Raw genomic sequence first — 17347 nt, 5'->3', positions numbered from 1 at the left:
AAAAGTCCTTCTGTCAAAGCGTTGAATCTGATTTCTGGAATTGTCCGAGTTCTGCCAAGCGGCCGCTCATTTCTAAGAATGGGATGGCTTGACGGCGCGGCCCTCAGGAGCCGGTGACGCTCATGTAGCCGTAGTCGCCCCACGTGACCGCGACCTTGCCCGACGACTTGGGCACGACGGCGAAGTACATCGAGGCCCTCTTGTAGACGGCCTTCTCCCGGAAGGTCTTCCCTTTGCTCAGGGGCTTGGCAAGGGTGCCGTCCCAGAACTTCAGCCCGGCCGCGCCGGAGCCGGCGGTGTAGGTGTCCTCTTCGGTGATGCCGTACCAGACCAGCGCTTTTCCGGAGGTCGTACGCAGCGCGTACAGCTCCCGGGCGGGCTGGGTGTCGCGCCGCAGGTTCCATCCGGCCGGCATTTCCTCCCGGTCCTGCTTGTGCGTGTCGGCGTACACGCCGGTCCAGAAGTTGTCGACGAGGAGCCGCTTGGCGCGGGGGTCGTCGCCGGCGGTGCTCAGCAGGCGCGCGTGCGTCCGGGCGAGCTCTCGGGGTGAGACCACGAGCCCCGCGCGGTCGTCCGGGGCGAGCACGGTGGCGAATCCGTCGCCGTCACGTGCCACGGCGGGTGTCCGGTACGGCGACATGGAGCCGGCCACCATGCGCCACCCGGCCCGCGTCTTCGCGAAGACGACCTGGGTCCACACCTGGACGCCCTTGCGCCTGAAGTCGGCCATGAACCACGGCGTCCCCGTGCCCGCCCTGGGGATGGCGAAGCGGGACTGGACGATGCGCTCCTCCGGGGTGAGGGATGGAGTCTCCCCTCTCAACCGGTCCAGCCGGACTTCGGCCTGGTGGATCTCCGCGATGAGGCCCGCCTCCGCCGCCGACCAGTCCGTGCCGCCCCGACGCATCGCCTCGTTCTCGGCGCCGTCCCAGCGGGCGAGGATCTTCTTGGCCTCAGCCACCGTCACGACCGCCCGCTTCTGCGGAGACGAGGACGGCGCGGAGACGCGGCCGTCGGCCGCCTGCCCGGTGTTCGCCTGCCCGGTGTTCGCCGTCTCGGCGACGAGGCCGCAGGCGGCGGCGAGGGGCAGGAGGAGCACGATGGATAGCTGACGTTTGATGGTCATGGCTGTCTCCGGGGTGTGATTGCCCCGGTGTACGAGACCCTCGTCCGCCGGAGTTCATCTCCGGCCGGTGCCATGCCGAGATGGTTGGGAGGGCTTGCCAGGCGGCGCCTCATGCCTACATACCTGACGGGATCCGCTCATTGGGGGATGCTCCGACCATGGAACCGCGCGTGCAGCCCCTTCCTCCCGAAGAGTGGGACGACTTCACGAGGGCCAACCCGTACAACGTGTTCACCACGCTGGCCCGCCACCCGACGCTCTACCGCGCCTGGCTGCGGTTCGGCGGCGCGCTGCTGAACGGCACACTGCCCGCCCGCGACCGTGAGCTGGCCATCCTGCGGACGGCGTACCACAGCGACAGCGCCTACGAATGGGCCCAGCACACCCGCCTGGCCCGCGAGGCGGGCCTGACGGAGCTGGAGATCGAGTCGGTACGCCAGCCCGACGCCCTCTGGCCGGTCGAGGACCGGCTCGTGCTGCAGGTGGCCGACGACCTCCACTACGCCGGCGACCTGACCGACGCCACCTGGGCGGCGCTGTGCGACCGCTACGACGAGGCGCGCAGGATCGAGCTGGTCATGCTCGTGGCCCACTACCGCATGCTGGCGCTGGTGCTCAGGACGCTCAGAGTGGCGATCGAGGAGTGATCATCGTGACGCCCGGCACCGAGCCGATCGAGGCCAGCGCCTTGCCGGCGTCGGCGAGCCCGATCGTGCGGGTGACGAGCTGGTCGGGGTGCAGGACCCCGGCCCTGATGAGCTCCAGCATCGGCGGGTAGGCGTGCGCGGCCATGCCGTGGCTCCCGAGCAGCCGCAGTTCGTGGCCGATCACCCGGTCCATCGGCACCGGCGTCGGCCCGCCGGGCAGCAGCCCCACCTGGACGTGCCGGCCCCTGCGGCGCAGGCTCTCGATCGACGCCGCGCACGTCTGCGGGCTGCCGAGGGCGTCGACGGACACGTGCGCGCCGCCCCTGGTCAGCTCCCTCACCTGGGCCGCCGCGTCGCCGGCCGAGCCGTTGACGAAGTGCGTCGCGCCGGCCCGCTCGGCCAGGTGCAGCGCGTCGGTGCTGATGTCGACGGCCACCACCCGGGCCCCCGCGGCGGTCGCGATCATCACGGCGGACAACCCCACACCGCCGCAGCCGTGCACCGCCACCCACTCGCCCGGCCGCACCCGGCCCACCTGCGCCACGGCACGGAACGCGGTGGCGAAACGGCAGCCCAGCCCGGCGGCCGTGGCGTAGGCCATGTCCTCGGGGATCGCGACGAGGTTGACGTCGGCGTGGTCGATGGCGACGTATTCGGCGAACGAGCCCCAGTGCGTGAAGCCCGGCTGCGTCTGCCGCTCGCACACCTGCTGGTCGCCGCTCGCGCAGGACGGGCACGTGCCGCAGGCGCACACGAACGGCGCCGTCACTCGCGCCCCGGCCCGCCAGCCGCGCACGTCGGAGCCGACGGCCTCGACCACGCCCGCGAACTCGTGCCCCGGCACGTGCGGGAGCGCCTTGATGTCGGGATCGTGCCCCTGCCAGCCGTGCCAGTCGGAGCGGCACAGCCCCGTCGCCTCGACCCTGATCACCGCTCCGTGCGGGGCCGGGGCAGGATCGGGCAGCTCCCGCACGTCCAGCTCCCCGCCGAAGATGTCAAACGCAACCGCTCGCATCTCATCAGACTAGCTTCAGAGTCAGTTGCCGCAGGTCGCGTACCGCATCCTGAAAGGGCGAGATCACCACTCCGGGGCGGCCGGTCACCGGAGAGTCAGTTGCCGCAGCTCGCGCAAGGCTCGGTGGGAGGGTGATCCGGGCTCGGTCGTGTAGAGGACGAGGCGGAGGTCGTCGCGGTCGGGCACCGCCATGACCTGGCAGATCGCGTCGATCCTGCCGACGAGCGGGTGGGTGATCCGTTTGCGCTGTTCTCTGCGGATGCCGACCTCGTGCCTGCCCCACAGTTCGGCGAACTCGGGACTGAGCGCCAGCATCTCGGCGACCAACGCCTGCAGCTCGCGGTCGTCGGGGTAGCGGCCGACGGCGGCGCGCAGGTCAGCGACCGAGGCGCGGGCGAAGCGGCCCTTCTCCTCATCGGTGAGGTGCTCGGCGATGTCGGGGGACATGAAGACCCAGCGGATGGCGTTCCGCTGCTCGATCGGCTGGTTGTCGAGGCCGTGCATGAGGACGTTGGCCATGGGGTTCCAGGCGAGGATGTCGTACCTGGCGTTCAGGACGTAGGCGGGCACGTCCTCCAGGAAGGCCAGCAGGTGCAGCACGCCGCCGGGCACGTCGTCGCTGATCGTCGGGGTCTCCAGCGTCTGCCCGGCGAGGTGGAAGAGGTGGCCGCGCTCGTCCTGGCTCAGCATGAGCGCCCTCGCCAGCGCGTTGAGCACCTGCCGCGACGGGCTCGGGCCGCGACCCTGCTCCAGCCGGATGTAGTAGTCGACCGACAGGTTGGCCAGCTGCGCGACCTCCTGCCGGCGCAGTCCCGGCGTGCGACGGCGCTCGCCGCTCGGCAGTCCCACTTCGGCCGGGGTGACGCGGGCGCGCCGGCTGCGGAGGAAGCCGGCGAGTTGGTCGCGGTTCATGCCTCCATCCTCCGCCATGCCGGCCGGTCGTGGGTGGTACCGCCGATCCCAGCCTTTCCAGGTCTCTCCTCCGCCGCTCCGGCCTGCGCGAACGTGGAGACATGACGAAGATCGCACTCATCACCGGAGCGAACAAGGGAATCGGCTACGAGATCGCGCGGCTGCTGGCCGAGCAGGACGTCACCGCGATCGTGGGGGCGCGCGACGAGGAGCGCGGGCGGGCCGCCGCCGAGCGGCTCGGGCAGCCGTACGTGCGTCTCGACGTGACCATCGAGGACAGCGCGGTCGCCGCCGCGAAGTGGATCGAGCGGGAGTACGGCGCCCTCGACATCCTGGTCAACAACGCCGGGATCTCCGCCGGCCTGGCCCAGGCCCTGCCGAGCACCACGCCGGCGCGGGCGCTCAGGGAGGTCTACGAGACGAACGTGTTCGGCGTCGTCACCGTGACCAACGCCATGCTGCCGCTGGTGCGCAGGGCGCGGGCCGGCCGGATCGTGAACATGTCGAGCGAGCTCGGCTCACTGACCATGGCCGCGGACCCCGACAGTCCCTTCGCTGACGCCAACTTCATCGCCTACAACTCCTCCAAGAGCGCGCTCAACATGATCACGGTCTGCTACGCCAAGGAGCTCAAGGACACCACGATCAAGGTGAACGCCGCCAACCCCGGCTACTGCGCCACCGACCTCAACGGGCACTCCGGGTTCCGTACCGCCGAGCAGGGTGCGGCGATCGCCGTGCGGCTGGCGACGCTGGACGAGAACGGTCCCACAGGCGCCTACCTGCAGGATGACGGCGTGATCCCCTGGTGAGGTGTCAACCCTGAGGAACCGGACAGAAGGGGGTGATGGGACGAGATCTGGATAAAGAGCGATTTACCGAGGCGGAGTACGTCCGCTTCGGCGAACGCCTCCAGGAGCAGCTGGGCGTGCTGCGCGAGCTGCTCGCAACCCCCGGCTTCGGCCAGGGCCCGGTCACGATCGGGGCCGAGCTGGAGCTGTTCCTCATCGACGATCGGGGACGGCCGCTCCCGCGCAACAGCCAGGTGCTGGAGGCTCTCGGGGACTCCCGCGTGGTGCTGGAGCTGGGCCGCTACAACGTCGAGGTGAACCTGACGCCGACGCCGCTGGAGGGCAGGCCCTTCGAGCAGCTGAGCGGCGAGGTCCAGGAGACGATCACGAAGGTGGACCGCGCGGTCGAGGGCGGCGGCGCGGTGCCCATCGGCATCCTGCCCACCCTCGGCACCGAGGACTTCACGGTGGGCGCCATGAGCGACCAGAACCGCTACCGGGCCCTGAGCAGGGGCATCAGGCGGCTGCGGCTGGAGCCGTTCCTGGTCAAGATCGACGACCTGGAGCTCGCCGTGGAGGACGTGATACTCGAGGCCGCCAACACCTCCTGGCAGGTGCACATCCGCACGCCGCCCGAGCGGTTCGCCCGGCTGTTCAACGCCGCCCAGCTCGCCATCGGGCCGGTGCTGGCCGCGTGCGGCAACTCGCCGTTCTTCCTGGGCAGGCGGCTGTGGGAGGAGACGCGGATCGCGCTGATGGAGGAGGCCGCCGACGACCGGGACGTGGAGCGGCGCGGGCGCAGGGACGGGCGGGTGACGTTCGGCTCGGACTGGGTGCGGGAGGGGGCGCACGAGCTGTTCGAGCGGTACGTTCGCGACTACGAGCCGGTCGTGCCCGACCTGCACGATGACGCCGCTCGGCACGAGGTGCCCGAGCTGCGGCTGCACCAGGGCACGATCTGGCAGTGGAACCGGCCCGTCTACGACCCGGCCGACGGCGGGCACCTGCGGGTCGAGATGCGGGCGCTGCCGGCCGGGCCGTCGTGCGCGGACATGGCCGCCAACACGGCGTTCCTGGTGGGGCTGACGCTGTCGCAGGCGGAGCGGGACCTGACCGGCTACCGGTTCGCGGAGGCGTACCAGAACTTCTACCGGGCCGCCATGGACGGCCTGGACGCCAAGCTCTCCTGGCCGGGCGTGGACGGCGACTTCGAAGCGGCCGACCTGGTGCTGCGCCTGCTGCCGGAGGCGCGGGAAGGGCTGCTCGGCGCCGGGGTGGTGCCGAGTGACGCCGACCGCGCCCTGGGCATCGTCGAGCAGCGCACCCGGCTGCGCCGCACGGGGGCGGCGTGGCAGCGGGAGGCGCTGGCGCGCTTCGGAGGCGACCGGGAACGGCTCGTGCGGCGCTACTACGAGCTTGCACTCTCGGGACTTCCGGTGCATTTGTGGCGTTGAACGCCAACCGTTGCCGTCCCCGCTCCGTCACACTTGGTAAAGCGACGGGAAAAGAGAGGGAGATATGGCGGCAACGGGGATGGTACCCACGGACAAGGCGCCCTACGCCCTGAACCAGGCGACGGGCGATCTCGCCGACGGGGCGGCCAAGCTTGCCAATGAGATCGGCAGCACCGCCGTCGAAGCGCTGCTGGCGCAGGCCAACAGGACCGCCGTCCGCAAGGGGGCCGTGGCCGCGCTCGGCTCGATGCAGCCCAGACCGGCCGAATGGTATGCCTTCGACGCCAAGGATCAGGACACCGCGGACTGGTATCCCCAGGGGCTGTCCTGCGGGGAGGAGTCCGGCTCCATCGGGGTGCCGGTGTTCGTGGCCAGCTGGTATTTCAAGCCCACGGCCGGCGAGCGCGGGATCCGGGTGTCGTTCCTGAGCCCGCGCACGCTGAAGTACCAGCACGCGCTGCTGGTGACGGCCAAGCCGGACGGCACGTACGCGCCGATCAACATCCACGCGGGCGGCATCGCGATCGACGGCGACCTGCTCTACGTCGCCGACACGTCCAGGGGGCTGCGCGTCTTCGACCTGAACAAGCTGCTCGACCTGCGCACGGCCCAGAACGACCTGGGCGATCCCACCCGGGTCGGGCGGCATGACGGCAAGTTCCACGCGTTCGGCTACCGGTACGTCATCCCGCAGACCGACTTCTGGCGGCTCGCGCGGCCGGGCCCGCTCTTCTCGTTCGTGTCGATCGACCGCAGCGGCGACACGGACCGGTTGATCACCGGCGAGTACCACGAGAACGACCCCGGCGGCCGGGTGGCGCACTGGAACCTCGGCTTCTCCGGCGGCGAGCCCAACGAGGTGTTCGTGATGGGCCACCCCAAGATCCAGGGGGCGATCTCGCAGGGCGGGAAGTGGTACCTCAGCCAGGCGGCCAACTCCACCACCAACGGCAAACTGCTCGTCTACTCCGGCGGGAAGCCGCAGACCAGGCCGTTCCCGATCGGTCCCGAGGACCTGACCGTGCAGGGCGGCAAGCTGTGGAGCGTCACCGAGTTCAGGAACAAGCGGGTGATCTTCGGGGTCACTCTGTGAGGTGCTTCATGAGGACCTCGCGGTAGCGGGCGTCGAAGTCGTCGTAGCGGGCCCGCAGCCGCGCGCCCGGCCAGCCGGCCGGCAGCAGCTCCGCCGGCAACAGCGGGTCGGCCAGCAGGTGGCGTAGCACGGCGGCCGACACCAGGAACCCCTCGGCCAGCCCGTCGGCGCGCTCCAGCTCCCGCTCCAGCCGGTGTGCCTCGGCGGCCCAGCCGTCCAGATCCCACAACAGGGGAGTGGGGTCGCCGTGCGGGCGGCCGTCGATCAGCGTGCACTGCGCGGTGACGATCTCCGGCCAGTCGCGCACCAGGTTGGCCGGCCGCAGCCAGGTGCCCTCGCGCAGCTCGGCCAGGCGCAACGCGGTCATCGTGTGCCGGAACGCGGCCCGGTCGGCGGGCGCGCGCCGCTCCGCGGTGACCACGGCCACCTCCCACGTGCCGTCCCACGGCCTGGTGTGCGGGTCCCGGCTCTCGTCCTGCCTGGCCTGGCGCTCGATCAGCCGCTCCGACAGCGTGTAGAAGCGGTCCTCCTGGATCAGGTCCCCGGCCGCCACCATGCGCGACAGCGCCACCCGTACGGTCCCCTCGGCGATGCCGAACAGCGCGCCGACGCGCACCAGCTGGCGGGCCGGCAGGCGCGGCGGGTGGGTGCCCAGCAGCACGCTCAGCACGGCCGAACGGGCACTCAATGCACTATTACGCTCTTCCATCGCGTGTCGATTATATGTAACACTCGCGAGTATGGGGCGTTATCTCATCGAACCTTTCGACCGCAGCGACCGTTACGCCACCGAGCGCTACCAGGGCGCCGCCGGGCGCAACTGGTGGACCTGCGATCCCACGCTGCGCCTGCTCATGAGGCGCCACCTCGGCGACGGTTTCTCCTGGGCCGAGTCGCACCTCGACCGGCTGGGCGCGCTCATGGGGGGCCTCGTGGCCTCCTCCGCCGAAGAGACGGACCGCAACCCTCCGCGGTTGGAGAAGTACGACAAGTGGGGCAGGGACGTCAGCGAGGTCGTCATGCCGCCGTCGTTCCTGGCCGCCCGGCACGCGCTCATGGAGGACAACTTCACCTCGCCGTCGTTCGCCGAAGCGGCCCGCGCTCATGGGGCGGATCCGGCGGCGCTGGGCGCCGCGTGGACGTACATGCTGAATCAGGCCGACATCGGGATGGGTTGCGCGCTCGGCACGGGCGGCGACATGGTGGTGCAACTCGCCGAGAAGCACGCGCCCGAGGACGTACGCGCACGCGTCCGGGAGATCTTCGCCAACGGTTACTACTCCGGCGAGGCCGCTCAGATGCTTACCGAGCGGACGGGCGGCTCCGACCTGGCGGCGCTGGAGACCTCGGCCGTGCCCGCCGGGGACGCCTGGCTGCTGTCGGGCTTCAAGTGGTTCGCCTCCAACGCCGGCGGATCCGCGTTCGTGGTGCTGGCGCGGCTGCCCGAGGGGGCCGTGGCGCCGTTCCTGGTGTTGTGGGAGCGGCGGGACGGCAGCCGCAACGGGGTGCGGATCCGGCGGCTCAAGGACAAGCTCGGCACCCGCTCGGTCGCGTCGGGCGAGGTCGAGTTCACCGAGGCGGAGGCGTTCCTGCTGGCCGGGCAGAGCTCCGGGTCGGGGCTCGGGACCATGATGAAGCTCACCAACGCCTCCCGGCTCTCCGTGGGCATGATGGGCCTCGGAGTGGCCAGGCGGGCGCTGGTGGAGTCGATCTGCTACGCCCGCGCCCGCGAGGCGTTCGGCCGGCCGCTCGTCGAGCAGCCGCTGATGCGCCGCAAGCTCGCCGAACTGATCGTCGAGGTCGAGGCCGCGCAGGCGCTCGTCTTCGACGGGCTCGTCGGCCCGCGCCTGAGGCTCGCGCCCGCCCTGGTCAAGCTGCGCGCCGCCCGGCTCGGCGTGACGGCCGCCAGCGACGCGATCGAGGTGCACGGCGGCAACGGCTACATCGAGCAGTGGCCGGTGGCCAGGCTCCTGCGCGACGCCCAGGTCAACCCGATCTGGGAGGGCGGCGACAACATCCTCTGCCTGGACGTGCGGCGGGCCATGGCTCGCGAGCGGGCTCACGAACCGTTCCTCGACCGGCTGCGCGCCGCGGCCACCTCCGACCTGGTGCACGCCCGCGTCGACGACCTGGCCAAGGCGATCACGGCGTGGGCCGCGCTGGAGCCCGCGGTGGCCGAGGCGCGGCTCTACCCGCTGGCGCAGTTCATGGCCGACGTGTACGCCGCGGCGCTGCTGGAGGAGCAGGCGGGCTGGGGACTGGACGACGGTCGCAAGGCGCTCGTCGCCCGCCTGTACGCCGAGACGCACCTTGCCGATCACGGGCCGCTGCGGGGGATCGACCGGGCGGGGGAGGAGCTGGAGGTCTTCGACGATCTCCTGGAGGGAGCCGTCATCCTCTGATAAAGATCACTAGACTCTGCCGCCATGATCGAAGTGACCGGGCGGGAGCGGGTGGCGGCGCTGATGCCGCTGATCGAGGCGGGCCGGATCGACGAGCTGGCCGAGGAACTGGTCCGCCTCAAGCAGGACGTCAGCCTGGACTTCTTCAGCTTCTGGGCATACGGCCCCGGCGAGTCCCTCTACGACACCCTCAAGCAGATGCCGGCCGCGTCCCGGGTGGAGCTGGTCACCCGCCTGCTGTCCCGCGCCGACGACGAAGTCGAGTCCGTCGAAGGCGTGGCCAGGGTCATCACCGGCGGCATCTCCGTCTCGTGGACGCCCGAGGCCGCCGGGCTGTTCCTGACCCGCGCGGCACATCACGAGACCTACTGCCACGAGAACCTCTCCTGGATCCTGGAGTGCTGGCTCAAGGCCGGCAACTCTCTCACCCCCGCGCAGCTCGCGGCCCTCAGGCGCACGGCCGTGGCGGGCTGGGCGGTCGAGGTGGTCTTCCCGCCGCTCATCGCCCAGCACAGGGTCCCGCTGCTCAACGTCGGCGAGCCGTGGGCGGACCAGATCCTCTCCGAGGACCTGGACGAGCACTGGACCGCCCTGCTGGAGCACGCGCTGGCCACATCCTCGGCGTCCGTCAACTCACCACGACCCATATCGAGCTCGAAACCGTCGGCCAAGTGGCAGCGCACCGCCAGGGCGCTGCTGGAGCAGGCCGGGCCCGAGGCGGCGCGGGCCCGGATCACCGGCTGGCTCACCCTGGTCGGACGGCCCCGATCGCTGCCCCTGCGCGGCGGCAACGACCACTACGTCGACCCCTACAACGCGCCCGCGCTGCGCGGGCTGATCTGGCTGCTGGGATGCCTGCCGCCGCGGCCGGACACCTGCCGCGTCCTGGGCACGCTCGCCGAGTCGGCCCTGCGCAAGGTCCCCGGCGTCGGGCCGCGCCACCCCGCGACCGCCACCTCCGCGATCGGCGCGCTGTCGCGCCTGGACGGCGCCGACGCGCTGGGGCAGCTGGCCCGGCTGGCCGCGAAGGTGACGCACAAGCCCACGCTGAAGGTGCTCAACAGGGCGCTCGACGCGAGGGCGAAGGCACTCGGCCTGCCACGGGATGAGGTGGATGAGCTCGCCGTGCCCTCGTACGGCCTGACCGAGGTCGGCCGGCGCGTGGAGACGCTCGGCGAGGCGGAGGCCGAGCTGGCCGTGACGGCCGGCAAGGTCGTCCTGGGCTGGCGCAACGCGAAGGGGAAGCTGGTCAAGGCGCCGCCCGCGAGCGTCCGGCAGGAGCACGCCGGGGAGCTCGCCGAGCTCAAGGGCGCGGTGAAGGACATCACCAAGATGCTCTCCGCGCAGGCCGACCGCCTGGACCGGCTGTTCCTCGCCCAGCGGACCTGGCCGTTCGAGAGGTGGCGGGCACGCTACCTGGACCATCCGCTGGTCGGCACCCTGGCCAGGCGGCTGATCTGGCTGATCGGCGACGTTCCTTACGGCTACGCGGACGGCGGCCTGCGCGACGTCGAGGACGCCGAGACCCGCCCGGCGGCGGACGCGACGGTACGGCTCTGGCACCCGATCGGCCGTGACGTGGCCGAGGTGCGGGCCTGGCGGAGCCGGCTGGAGCGGCACGAGATCACCCAGCCGTTCAAGCAGGCGCACCGGGAGGTCTACCTCCTCACCCCGGCAGAGGAGAGGACCGGCGACTACTCCAACCGCTTCGCCGCCCACGTGCTTCGCCAGCACCAGTTCCACGCGCTGGCCGCCGCCCGCGGCTGGCGCCACGAGCTGCACATGGCCGTCGACGGGGATTTCCCGCCCGCCGCGTACGAGCTGCCCGGGTGGGGGCTGCGCGCGGAGTTCTGGACCGAACCCGACTACGGCGACGCCGAATGGACCGAATCCGGTGCCTACCTCCGGGTCACCACCGATCAGGTGCGTTTCTTTCCGCCCCACGCCCAGCTGAACTACGGCGGGTACGCCGCCTGGCTGCACAACGATCCCTCCAGGGTTCCGCCGGTGCCGCTCGCCGAGATCCCTGCGCTGGTGTTCAGCGAGGTCATGCGCGACGTCGACCTGTTCGTCGGAGTGGCCAGCGTCGGCAACGACCCGACCTGGCAGGACGGCGGCCCGGACGGGATGTTCCGCGATTACTGGACCTCCTACGGCTTCGGCGAGCTGTCTGTCACCGCGCAGACCCGGCGCGACGTCCTGTCCCGGCTCCTGCCCCGCCTGGCCATCGCCGGCCGGTGCTCCCTGGAGGGCCGGTTCCTGCACGTCCGAGGGGATCTGCGCACGTACAAGATCCATCTTGGGTCGGGCAACATCCTGATGACGCCGGACGACCGATACCTGTGCATCGTGCCGAAGCAGGCGTCCGGGGCCGTCGCCGATCAGGTGTTCCTGCCGTTCGAAGGCGACCAGACGCTGGCGGTCATCCTCAGCAAGGCGATGCTGCTGGCCAAGGACACCGAGATCACCGATCCGAGCATCACCGCTCAGATCCGTGGCTGACCGGGGGGCCGATCTGGCGGGTGATGGACGGGTCGTCGATCGCCGTGTCGGCGGCCAGCAGGAACGCCTTCGACAGGATGACCGACAGCATGCCGCCGTCCTCCTCGAACGGCAGGAAGACCTGGTCGGCGCCACCGCTCGGGACGATGCACAGATAGGCGTCGTTGGGCTCCATGAGGATGTTGCCCGACCCCAGATGGATCTTGTACGTGCGCAGGTCGCCGCGGACGTGCAGGAAGCGGTCGGTCAGCGTGCACCGGTCGGCGATGGCCAGGCGGGGCAGCAGCCGGGTCAGAGCGTCGCGGCGGACGTGAGCGGACTCGGTCAGGTCGCCAAAGCCGTAGGACTCCCAGTATTCGCCGTGCCCCTCCGGTTCCAGGCCGGTGGAGGTGACGCCGACGGCCAGGTCGGCGTCGCGCAGCGTATCCGACAACGTGAGCGCCGGCACCTCGGCCAGCGGCACCCGGCCACCGGCGGCGTCGGTGAAGCGGATGACGCCGCTGACGCAGATCGAGGCGGTGTTGCCGTAGCCGTCCCGTTCGTACGATCCCTCGCCGAGGTGGAAATCCCAGTGCGCGGTCAGGCCGCCGGGGAGCTCCTTGGTGGCCTCGGCTTGGCCGGAGCCGTACACCCAGCCCCAGTGACCCAGTGACAGGCCGGTCCAGCCGCGGTCGGTGAGCAGCGCCTTGGCCTGGCCGTAGCGCAGCAGGTGACCGGCGACGCGGCGCGAGTGGTCGCGGGTTTCCTCCTCGGCCGGGGTGAGCAGGTAGACCTCGCGGAAGGCCTGCTTGAACGGCTGGCGCAGGCCGATCTCCATCAGGTGGTCGCGCCAGGCACGGACCTCGTCCGCCGAGTGCGAGATCGGGTGCCACAGGAGAACAGGGGTGTCTGGGCGGGGCTGGATACGGCGGCCGGCCGGGTCGGTCAGCTCCCAGGCCCCGTCGACCTGGACCGGCAGCCCGGCGGGGCCCTGCAGGATCTCCCAAATCAGCGCGCGGGCGAAGGAGCCGGTGACCGGGGGGTCCAGGAAGAACTCGCACACCTCGTGCCAGCGCCATATCCGCTCGGTGGCCAAGGCGCGCTCGATCCGGAAGCGCTCGGCCGGCAGTGCCTTCTTCAGCTCCTTGGCGGTCGCCTTGAACTCGGTGAGCAGGTCCCGGTCGACGGTCTTGGGGATGGTCCTACGGCCTTCGTACGTGATGGTGCCGTCCAGGGACAGGCGCAGGCCCTGCTCGGTGCGGGTGCCGTCGGGGTCGAGGCCGAACGTCGGGACGGTGCGGTCCAGCAGGCGCTCGGGCGACAGCCCGGTCCGCTCGGCGACCGCCTCCAGCGTGCGGCTCACCGCCGCCAGGATGGTCTTCTTGCGTACCTTGGCCTGCACGCGCGCCAGCTGGGCCACCACGTCCAGGCCGCCCCGCCGGGCCAGCACCCCGGTCGCCGCGTTGGCCAGCATCTCGCTGCGAGCGTTGGCACCCGACCCGCCGACGCCGGTGCCGCACGTCACGGCGACGTCGCCGAGCACCGTGGTCACCCAAGGCTCGTGGATCAGCTCACACGCCCAGACCATGCCGCGCAGCGGCACGGCGGTCCGCCGGCGCAGGAAGACGACGCCCGTCCACCTCTCGTCGCGGTGCGGGGGCCGGAACGTCGCCTCACGATGGGCGGCCAGTTGCCGGAGGACGTCCCTGATCACTTCGACGGCCGGCTCGTTCAGCAGGCCAGCGGTCCGCTTGAGCCACGTGGGGCTGGGCTTGGAGGCGGTGGCGGTGGCGCAGTGCCGCAGCAGCGGCAACACTTCGGATGAGGCGAGCCGAGAGGCGAAATCCGTGGCCAGCCGGATCGCGAATGGGTCTTCCTCCCATATGACGTTGCGGACGGCCGCGCCGGGATCGCCGGCCTCAGGCTCGGTCAGCAGCTCTGTCACCGGTCCGCGAAGGATCTTCCACTCAGAGTAGCGATACTTGCTGAAATCGTGGGGCACGTGTTCCAGCGCGATACGCCGCTCGGGGAAGGAGAGCGAAGAGGTGGCGGCGAGCGGCACCAGGTAGAGATCGGTGTCGTCCTGGGGCCACGTCCTCGTCGCCCCGTGGACCATGCTCCACAGCCCGGAGACCGTATCCCCGGACCAGGCCGGCACGTCCTCGACGACCTGCTGGAGCATCTCGCGGCGGCGTGGGCCGGCCGGGTCGGCGCAGAACCGGTCGAGCGCCCATACACCGAAGATCTCGCCGTGCTCACCGGTCATCGGCTCTCCGGCTTCGAAGGCCCGGTCCAGCCGCGCGAACTCCTCCTCGTCGGCCTGGCTCAGGCGACCCCACGTATCCACATCAGCCTCCGACCAGGGGAACGAGCTTGACGAACGACACCACCGGGTCGGCCGTCAGGTCGACCTCCTCGCCGAGGTCCTCGATCTGCCGGTCACCCACGAGCAGGAGGAAGCCGTTGCGGGCGAAAGCGGCCTCGGCGGCGTCGGCCTGCTTCTCCCAGTCGAGCCTGCGGGCGGTGCGCATCCGGTAGCCGTTCAGCTCGGCCTCGGCGTCGGTCGGCTTGACCAGGCCGCGGAAGTGATGGGAAGGGACGGCGTTGTGGCGGGCCACCTCTTCGCGGACGCGGAGCCGTACGAGCTCGCGGGCCGAGATCCGGTCGGGCAGGTCCGGCAGCGAGAACTCCTCTAACGCCCGGCCGGTCGCCGTCTCATCGCGAAACACCACTGATGCCATCGAAACCCCGTCCCGTGAATGATGTCGAAATATCGGAGGACGGCGCAATCTATAGCAGCGCCGGACGACAAAACCGTCGGCCGTGCCCGGCATACTGCCCGCATGATCGACGATGCCGTCTGCTGGACGGTGATCCAGCCGGTGACCGGCACCCTGACCCCCGAGGCCATCGCGGAGCGGCTCGGCGGATCGGCCGGAGACCTCGAGTACGAGCCCGACGAGGGGATCGACGAGAGCGACTACGAGGGCGCGCTGTGGATCAGCCGCGAAGGGTCCTCGTTCGTCGTCTACGAGTACAACGGCTACCAGGGCGTCCGGCCTGAAGTGCTGCGCCACCTCAGCGCGCACGCCCGGACGGTCAGCCTGTTCTGGAACGTCAACGCGCACGCGAGACTGGTCTACGCCGTCTACGGCACCGTCGTGACCGAGCTCGACCCGCTGTTCCCGGGCGAACGCCGGGGCAAGGACCCGCAGGCGCTGGACGCTGAGCTGGCCGCACTGGAACAGCCCGAGGGCCACCAGTGGCGCGCGGCCGCCATGGGCGTGGTGGAGACGATCACCGGGGTCGCGCTCGACCACCCCTCCCCGGACGCCTGCAGGTTGCTGCTGGAGCGGACGATTCCCGAGGACCCGCGCCCGCCGAGCACCCTGGGCGAGACGGACCCCGATCTCGACGTCCGCCTGCGACTGGCACCCGAGCCGGTCCGGCGGGCGGCGCTCCACCGGGTGTTGAGCGCGTACATGGCGGCGACGGGGCTGGACGGGGACGCGCAGGTCCGCGAGGCGCTGGACCTCGTCGCCTCCGGGCCACCGGACGCGGCTTCGCCGGCTCCGTCGGCCTGGGGCGAAGAGGTCTCACCGGACCACAACGCCGCTCTCCGGGCGTTGTACGCCGCGGTGACCGGCCGCCGCGGTTCCTACCCGTTCCGGGAGGCGGTGGACGCGCTGGTCCCCGCGCCGCGAATCCTGGGCAAGGCGTGGCCGGCCCTGCGCACCGAGCTCAAGACCATGCTCGCCACGTAGCCGGCTCCGTGGTGGTCAGCGCACACTGGTACTTCCTGAACGCTTCGAAAACGCACGTTCCGGAGGAGAGCGGCGGCGTGTCGCATCCTCTGCATGGTCTTCGAACGGCGGGACCGGCTCTTGCCGGAAACTCAGGCACCCGTCATACACGCAGCACGGTGACATGGCGGCCGGACGGCGTGGTCGCCTGCTCGAAGCCGCCTCGTTCCTTCCAGGGCGGGGCCTCTGGGCGCCGGTCGAAGACCACGAGCACGCCGGTGGGGAGGGTGAGGCGGTCCAGATAGCGGTCGAGCTGTGCGAGCCCGTCGGGCAGGGGGTCGGCCTCGCCCGCGCGCCACACCTTCAGTTCCATCGCGTCCCGCTGCATCAGCCGCTCGCCGTCCGGGCCGGTGTAGGGCCGGCGGATCAGCACGTCCAGGCGCTTGGTGCCCGCGGCGTACTCCCGGTCCAGATGGCCCCCGCCGTTGACCAGGCGGTGCAGGAAGGCCATGAGGATGATCTGGCAGGCAGCCTCGTGGTAACCCTCTTGCCGGATGAGCACCTCGCCGTGCTCGCGCCAGAACACGACGAACTCCTTCAGCAGACGCGGCAGGTCGAAACGGCCGTCCGGCAGCACGAAGCTGCGCGGATCGGCCATCACGTAGTTTTCCGTCGGGTCTCCCAGCACCCGCAGGATGACCTCCCGATAGATCGGGTTGGCCACCTCCAACGGGGGTTTCTGCTTGACCAGGCCCAGATCGCAGACGTAGGACAGATCGTCGGAGAAGGTGGGGTCGGCGTCGGGGAGCGACCCGGCCACCACGGGCTCCATCACCCGCTTGACCCGTGGTTCGTGCAGCCGCCTCACCAGCGCGTCCAGATGGGTGGCGCGCGCCCGGATCAGCCGCTCCTTGGCCTCTTCCACCTGCCCGGCGGTGATGGTGCCGGTCACCTTCATCCAAGAGATGATCTCAAGGGCGAGGGAGTTGACCAGCCACGGTTGTCCCTGCGTCAGCTCGAAGACCCGATCCACCGCGTCCTTGGTGAACTCCTGGCCGGTCGCCTGCGTGTGCTGGTCGTACAGCTCGGCGATCTGATCGGCGGTGAAGTCGCCCAGGCGCAGCGACTTGGCGATGATGTTGAACGGGCTGGCCGGGTTGGACCGGGCGGGATCGCCGCCCGAGGCGACCTTGTAGTCACGCAGGTCGCGCAATCCGCACAGGACCACGGATGCGGGGAACGGCTGGCCCCCCGGCCGGGCGTTGTGACCGTCGCGGAGCTGACTGAGGATGCTGACCATGCTGTTGCCCTGCAGCGCGTCGATCTCGTCGAAGAACAGCAGCACCCGGCGGGGGCAGCGGCGGCACCACTCGCTCAGCGCCGTACCGAACCGGGTGCCCGGGGGTGACTGCGGCCAGGGATCCGGCGGCAGCAGTTCGTCTGGCCATCCCGACCACTCGGTGGCCTGGCGGAGGGACTTCAGCAGAATCGACTCCGCCCAGCCGACGTCGTCACCGGCCGCCTTGGCGCGCTCACAGGAGAACAGCAGGGCGGCGATGTCACCCTCGGCGGTGAGCTCGGAGGCCAGGGTGCGCAGCGCGGTCGTCTTCCCGGTCTGCCGGGGCGCGTGCAGCACGAAGTAACGATCCATGTCGATGAGTACCCGTGCCTGGGGGAGCCGCG

14 protein-coding genes are annotated in these 17347 nt (G+C 70.8%); 7 read left to right on the top strand and 7 right to left on the bottom strand.

What is annotated here, in order from left to right; genetic code table 11:
• Positions 1 to 103 precede the first annotated feature (103 nt).
• Positions 104 to 1126, bottom strand: coding sequence for a hypothetical protein (locus ACIBX3_RS05570; RefSeq protein ID WP_397113441.1), 1023 nt, complete (start codon positions 1124 to 1126; stop codon positions 104 to 106).
• A 158-nt stretch (positions 1127 to 1284) separates the two neighbouring features.
• On the opposite strand from ACIBX3_RS05570, the gene ACIBX3_RS05565 reads away from it, so the two are divergent.
• Positions 1285 to 1773: a carboxymuconolactone decarboxylase family protein gene (locus ACIBX3_RS05565; protein WP_397113439.1), complete on the top strand. Its 489-nt coding sequence runs from the start codon at positions 1285 to 1287 to the stop codon at positions 1771 to 1773.
• Here the strand turns inward: ACIBX3_RS05565 and ACIBX3_RS05560 are convergent.
• Together ACIBX3_RS05560 and ACIBX3_RS05555 are read right to left on the bottom strand one after the other, a co-directional pair.
• Positions 1751 to 2788 (bottom strand): zinc-dependent alcohol dehydrogenase family protein, encoded by a 1038-nt coding sequence (locus ACIBX3_RS05560; RefSeq protein WP_397113437.1) that lies wholly within the window; start codon positions 2786 to 2788, stop codon positions 1751 to 1753. The genes ACIBX3_RS05565 and ACIBX3_RS05560 overlap by 23 nt on opposite strands.
• Positions 2789 to 2872: 84 nt before the next feature.
• A complete protein-coding gene (locus tag ACIBX3_RS05555; protein WP_397113435.1) occupies positions 2873 to 3700 on the bottom strand; it encodes a helix-turn-helix transcriptional regulator in 828 nt (275 codons plus the stop codon).
• Positions 3701 to 3801: 101 nt separating this feature from the next.
• Here ACIBX3_RS05555 and ACIBX3_RS05550 point away from each other — a divergent pair, with 101 nt between their 5' ends.
• From ACIBX3_RS05550 to ACIBX3_RS05540, 3 genes are all read left to right on the top strand, one after another.
• Positions 3802 to 4512 carry an SDR family oxidoreductase gene (locus ACIBX3_RS05550; protein ID WP_397113433.1) on the top strand — a complete coding sequence of 237 codons (711 nt, stop codon included), beginning with the start codon at positions 3802 to 3804 and terminating at the stop codon, positions 4510 to 4512.
• 35 nt (positions 4513 to 4547) lie between these two features.
• Positions 4548 to 5945 (top strand): glutamate--cysteine ligase, encoded by a 1398-nt coding sequence (locus ACIBX3_RS05545; RefSeq protein WP_397113431.1) that lies wholly within the window; start codon positions 4548 to 4550, stop codon positions 5943 to 5945.
• A 64-nt stretch (positions 5946 to 6009) separates the two neighbouring features.
• Complete coding sequence (locus ACIBX3_RS05540; protein ID WP_397113430.1) at positions 6010 to 7038, top strand: hypothetical protein; 1029 nt, start codon at positions 6010 to 6012, stop codon at positions 7036 to 7038.
• Here ACIBX3_RS05540 and ACIBX3_RS05535 read toward each other — a convergent pair.
• On the bottom strand, positions 7028 to 7726 hold the full coding sequence (locus ACIBX3_RS05535; RefSeq protein ID WP_397113428.1) for a PaaX family transcriptional regulator C-terminal domain-containing protein: 699 nt from the start codon (positions 7724 to 7726) through the stop codon (positions 7028 to 7030). The genes ACIBX3_RS05540 and ACIBX3_RS05535 overlap by 11 nt on opposite strands.
• Before the next feature lie 52 nt (positions 7727 to 7778).
• Here ACIBX3_RS05535 and ACIBX3_RS05530 point away from each other — a divergent pair, with 52 nt between their 5' ends.
• Both ACIBX3_RS05530 and ACIBX3_RS05525 read left to right on the top strand, forming a co-directional pair.
• A complete protein-coding gene (locus ACIBX3_RS05530; protein ID WP_397113426.1) occupies positions 7779 to 9440 on the top strand; it encodes an acyl-CoA dehydrogenase family protein in 1662 nt (553 codons plus the stop codon).
• 24 nt (positions 9441 to 9464) lie between these two features.
• Positions 9465 to 11942: a DUF4132 domain-containing protein gene (locus ACIBX3_RS05525; protein ID WP_397113424.1), complete on the top strand. Its 2478-nt coding sequence runs from the start codon at positions 9465 to 9467 to the stop codon at positions 11940 to 11942.
• On the opposite strand, the gene ACIBX3_RS05520 is transcribed toward ACIBX3_RS05525, so the two are convergent.
• Together ACIBX3_RS05520 and ACIBX3_RS05515 are read right to left on the bottom strand one after the other, a co-directional pair.
• Positions 11920 to 14268, bottom strand: a complete 2349-nt coding sequence (locus ACIBX3_RS05520; RefSeq protein ID WP_397113422.1) for a DUF4132 domain-containing protein — start codon at positions 14266 to 14268, stop codon at positions 11920 to 11922. The two genes, ACIBX3_RS05525 and ACIBX3_RS05520, sit on opposite strands and share 23 nt — an antisense overlap.
• A 1-nt stretch (position 14269) precedes the next feature.
• The gene (locus ACIBX3_RS05515; protein WP_397113420.1) at positions 14270 to 14662 is read right to left on the bottom strand and encodes a hypothetical protein; all 393 of its coding nucleotides are present in this window, start codon (positions 14660 to 14662) and stop codon (positions 14270 to 14272) included.
• A gap of 102 nt (positions 14663 to 14764) precedes the next feature.
• Between ACIBX3_RS05515 and ACIBX3_RS05510 the strand changes: the two genes are divergently transcribed.
• Positions 14765 to 15685, top strand: coding sequence for a DUF6461 domain-containing protein (locus ACIBX3_RS05510; protein WP_397113418.1), 921 nt, complete (start codon positions 14765 to 14767; stop codon positions 15683 to 15685).
• A 142-nt stretch (positions 15686 to 15827) separates the two neighbouring features.
• Here the strand turns inward: ACIBX3_RS05510 and ACIBX3_RS05505 are convergent.
• Positions 15828 to 17347: AAA family ATPase (locus ACIBX3_RS05505; protein ID WP_397113416.1), on the bottom strand; the 1520-nt coding region annotated here is incomplete at its 5' end.

The sequence above is a fragment of the Nonomuraea sp. NPDC049480 genome (genome assembly GCF_044465905.1).
Lineage (GTDB): Bacteria > Actinomycetota > Actinomycetes > Streptosporangiales > Streptosporangiaceae > Nonomuraea.
The sequence above is the reverse complement of the archived record's forward strand: the minus strand, read 5'-3'. Positions and strand labels throughout refer to the sequence as shown.

What these genes read in the sequence shown, in the direction of transcription:
- ACIBX3_RS05570 (WP_397113441.1), bottom strand. Translation starts at nt 1,126, where the DNA reads ATGACCATCAAACGTCAGCTATCCATCGTGCTCCTCCTGCCCCTCGCC.
- ACIBX3_RS05565 (WP_397113439.1), top strand. Translation starts at nt 1,285, where the DNA reads ATGGAACCGCGCGTGCAGCCCCTTCCTCCCGAAGAGTGGGACGACTTC.
- ACIBX3_RS05560 (WP_397113437.1), bottom strand. Translation starts at nt 2,788, where the DNA reads ATGCGAGCGGTTGCGTTTGACATCTTCGGCGGGGAGCTGGACGTGCGG.
- ACIBX3_RS05555 (WP_397113435.1), bottom strand. Translation starts at nt 3,700, where the DNA reads ATGAACCGCGACCAACTCGCCGGCTTCCTCCGCAGCCGGCGCGCCCGC.
- ACIBX3_RS05550 (WP_397113433.1), top strand. Translation starts at nt 3,802, where the DNA reads ATGACGAAGATCGCACTCATCACCGGAGCGAACAAGGGAATCGGCTAC.
- ACIBX3_RS05545 (WP_397113431.1), top strand. Translation starts at nt 4,548, where the DNA reads ATGGGACGAGATCTGGATAAAGAGCGATTTACCGAGGCGGAGTACGTC.
- ACIBX3_RS05540 (WP_397113430.1), top strand. Translation starts at nt 6,010, where the DNA reads ATGGCGGCAACGGGGATGGTACCCACGGACAAGGCGCCCTACGCCCTG.
- ACIBX3_RS05530 (WP_397113426.1), top strand. Translation starts at nt 7,779, where the DNA reads ATGGGGCGTTATCTCATCGAACCTTTCGACCGCAGCGACCGTTACGCC.
- ACIBX3_RS05525 (WP_397113424.1), top strand. Translation starts at nt 9,465, where the DNA reads ATGATCGAAGTGACCGGGCGGGAGCGGGTGGCGGCGCTGATGCCGCTG.
- ACIBX3_RS05515 (WP_397113420.1), bottom strand. Translation starts at nt 14,662, where the DNA reads ATGGCATCAGTGGTGTTTCGCGATGAGACGGCGACCGGCCGGGCGTTA.
- ACIBX3_RS05510 (WP_397113418.1), top strand. Translation starts at nt 14,765, where the DNA reads ATGATCGACGATGCCGTCTGCTGGACGGTGATCCAGCCGGTGACCGGC.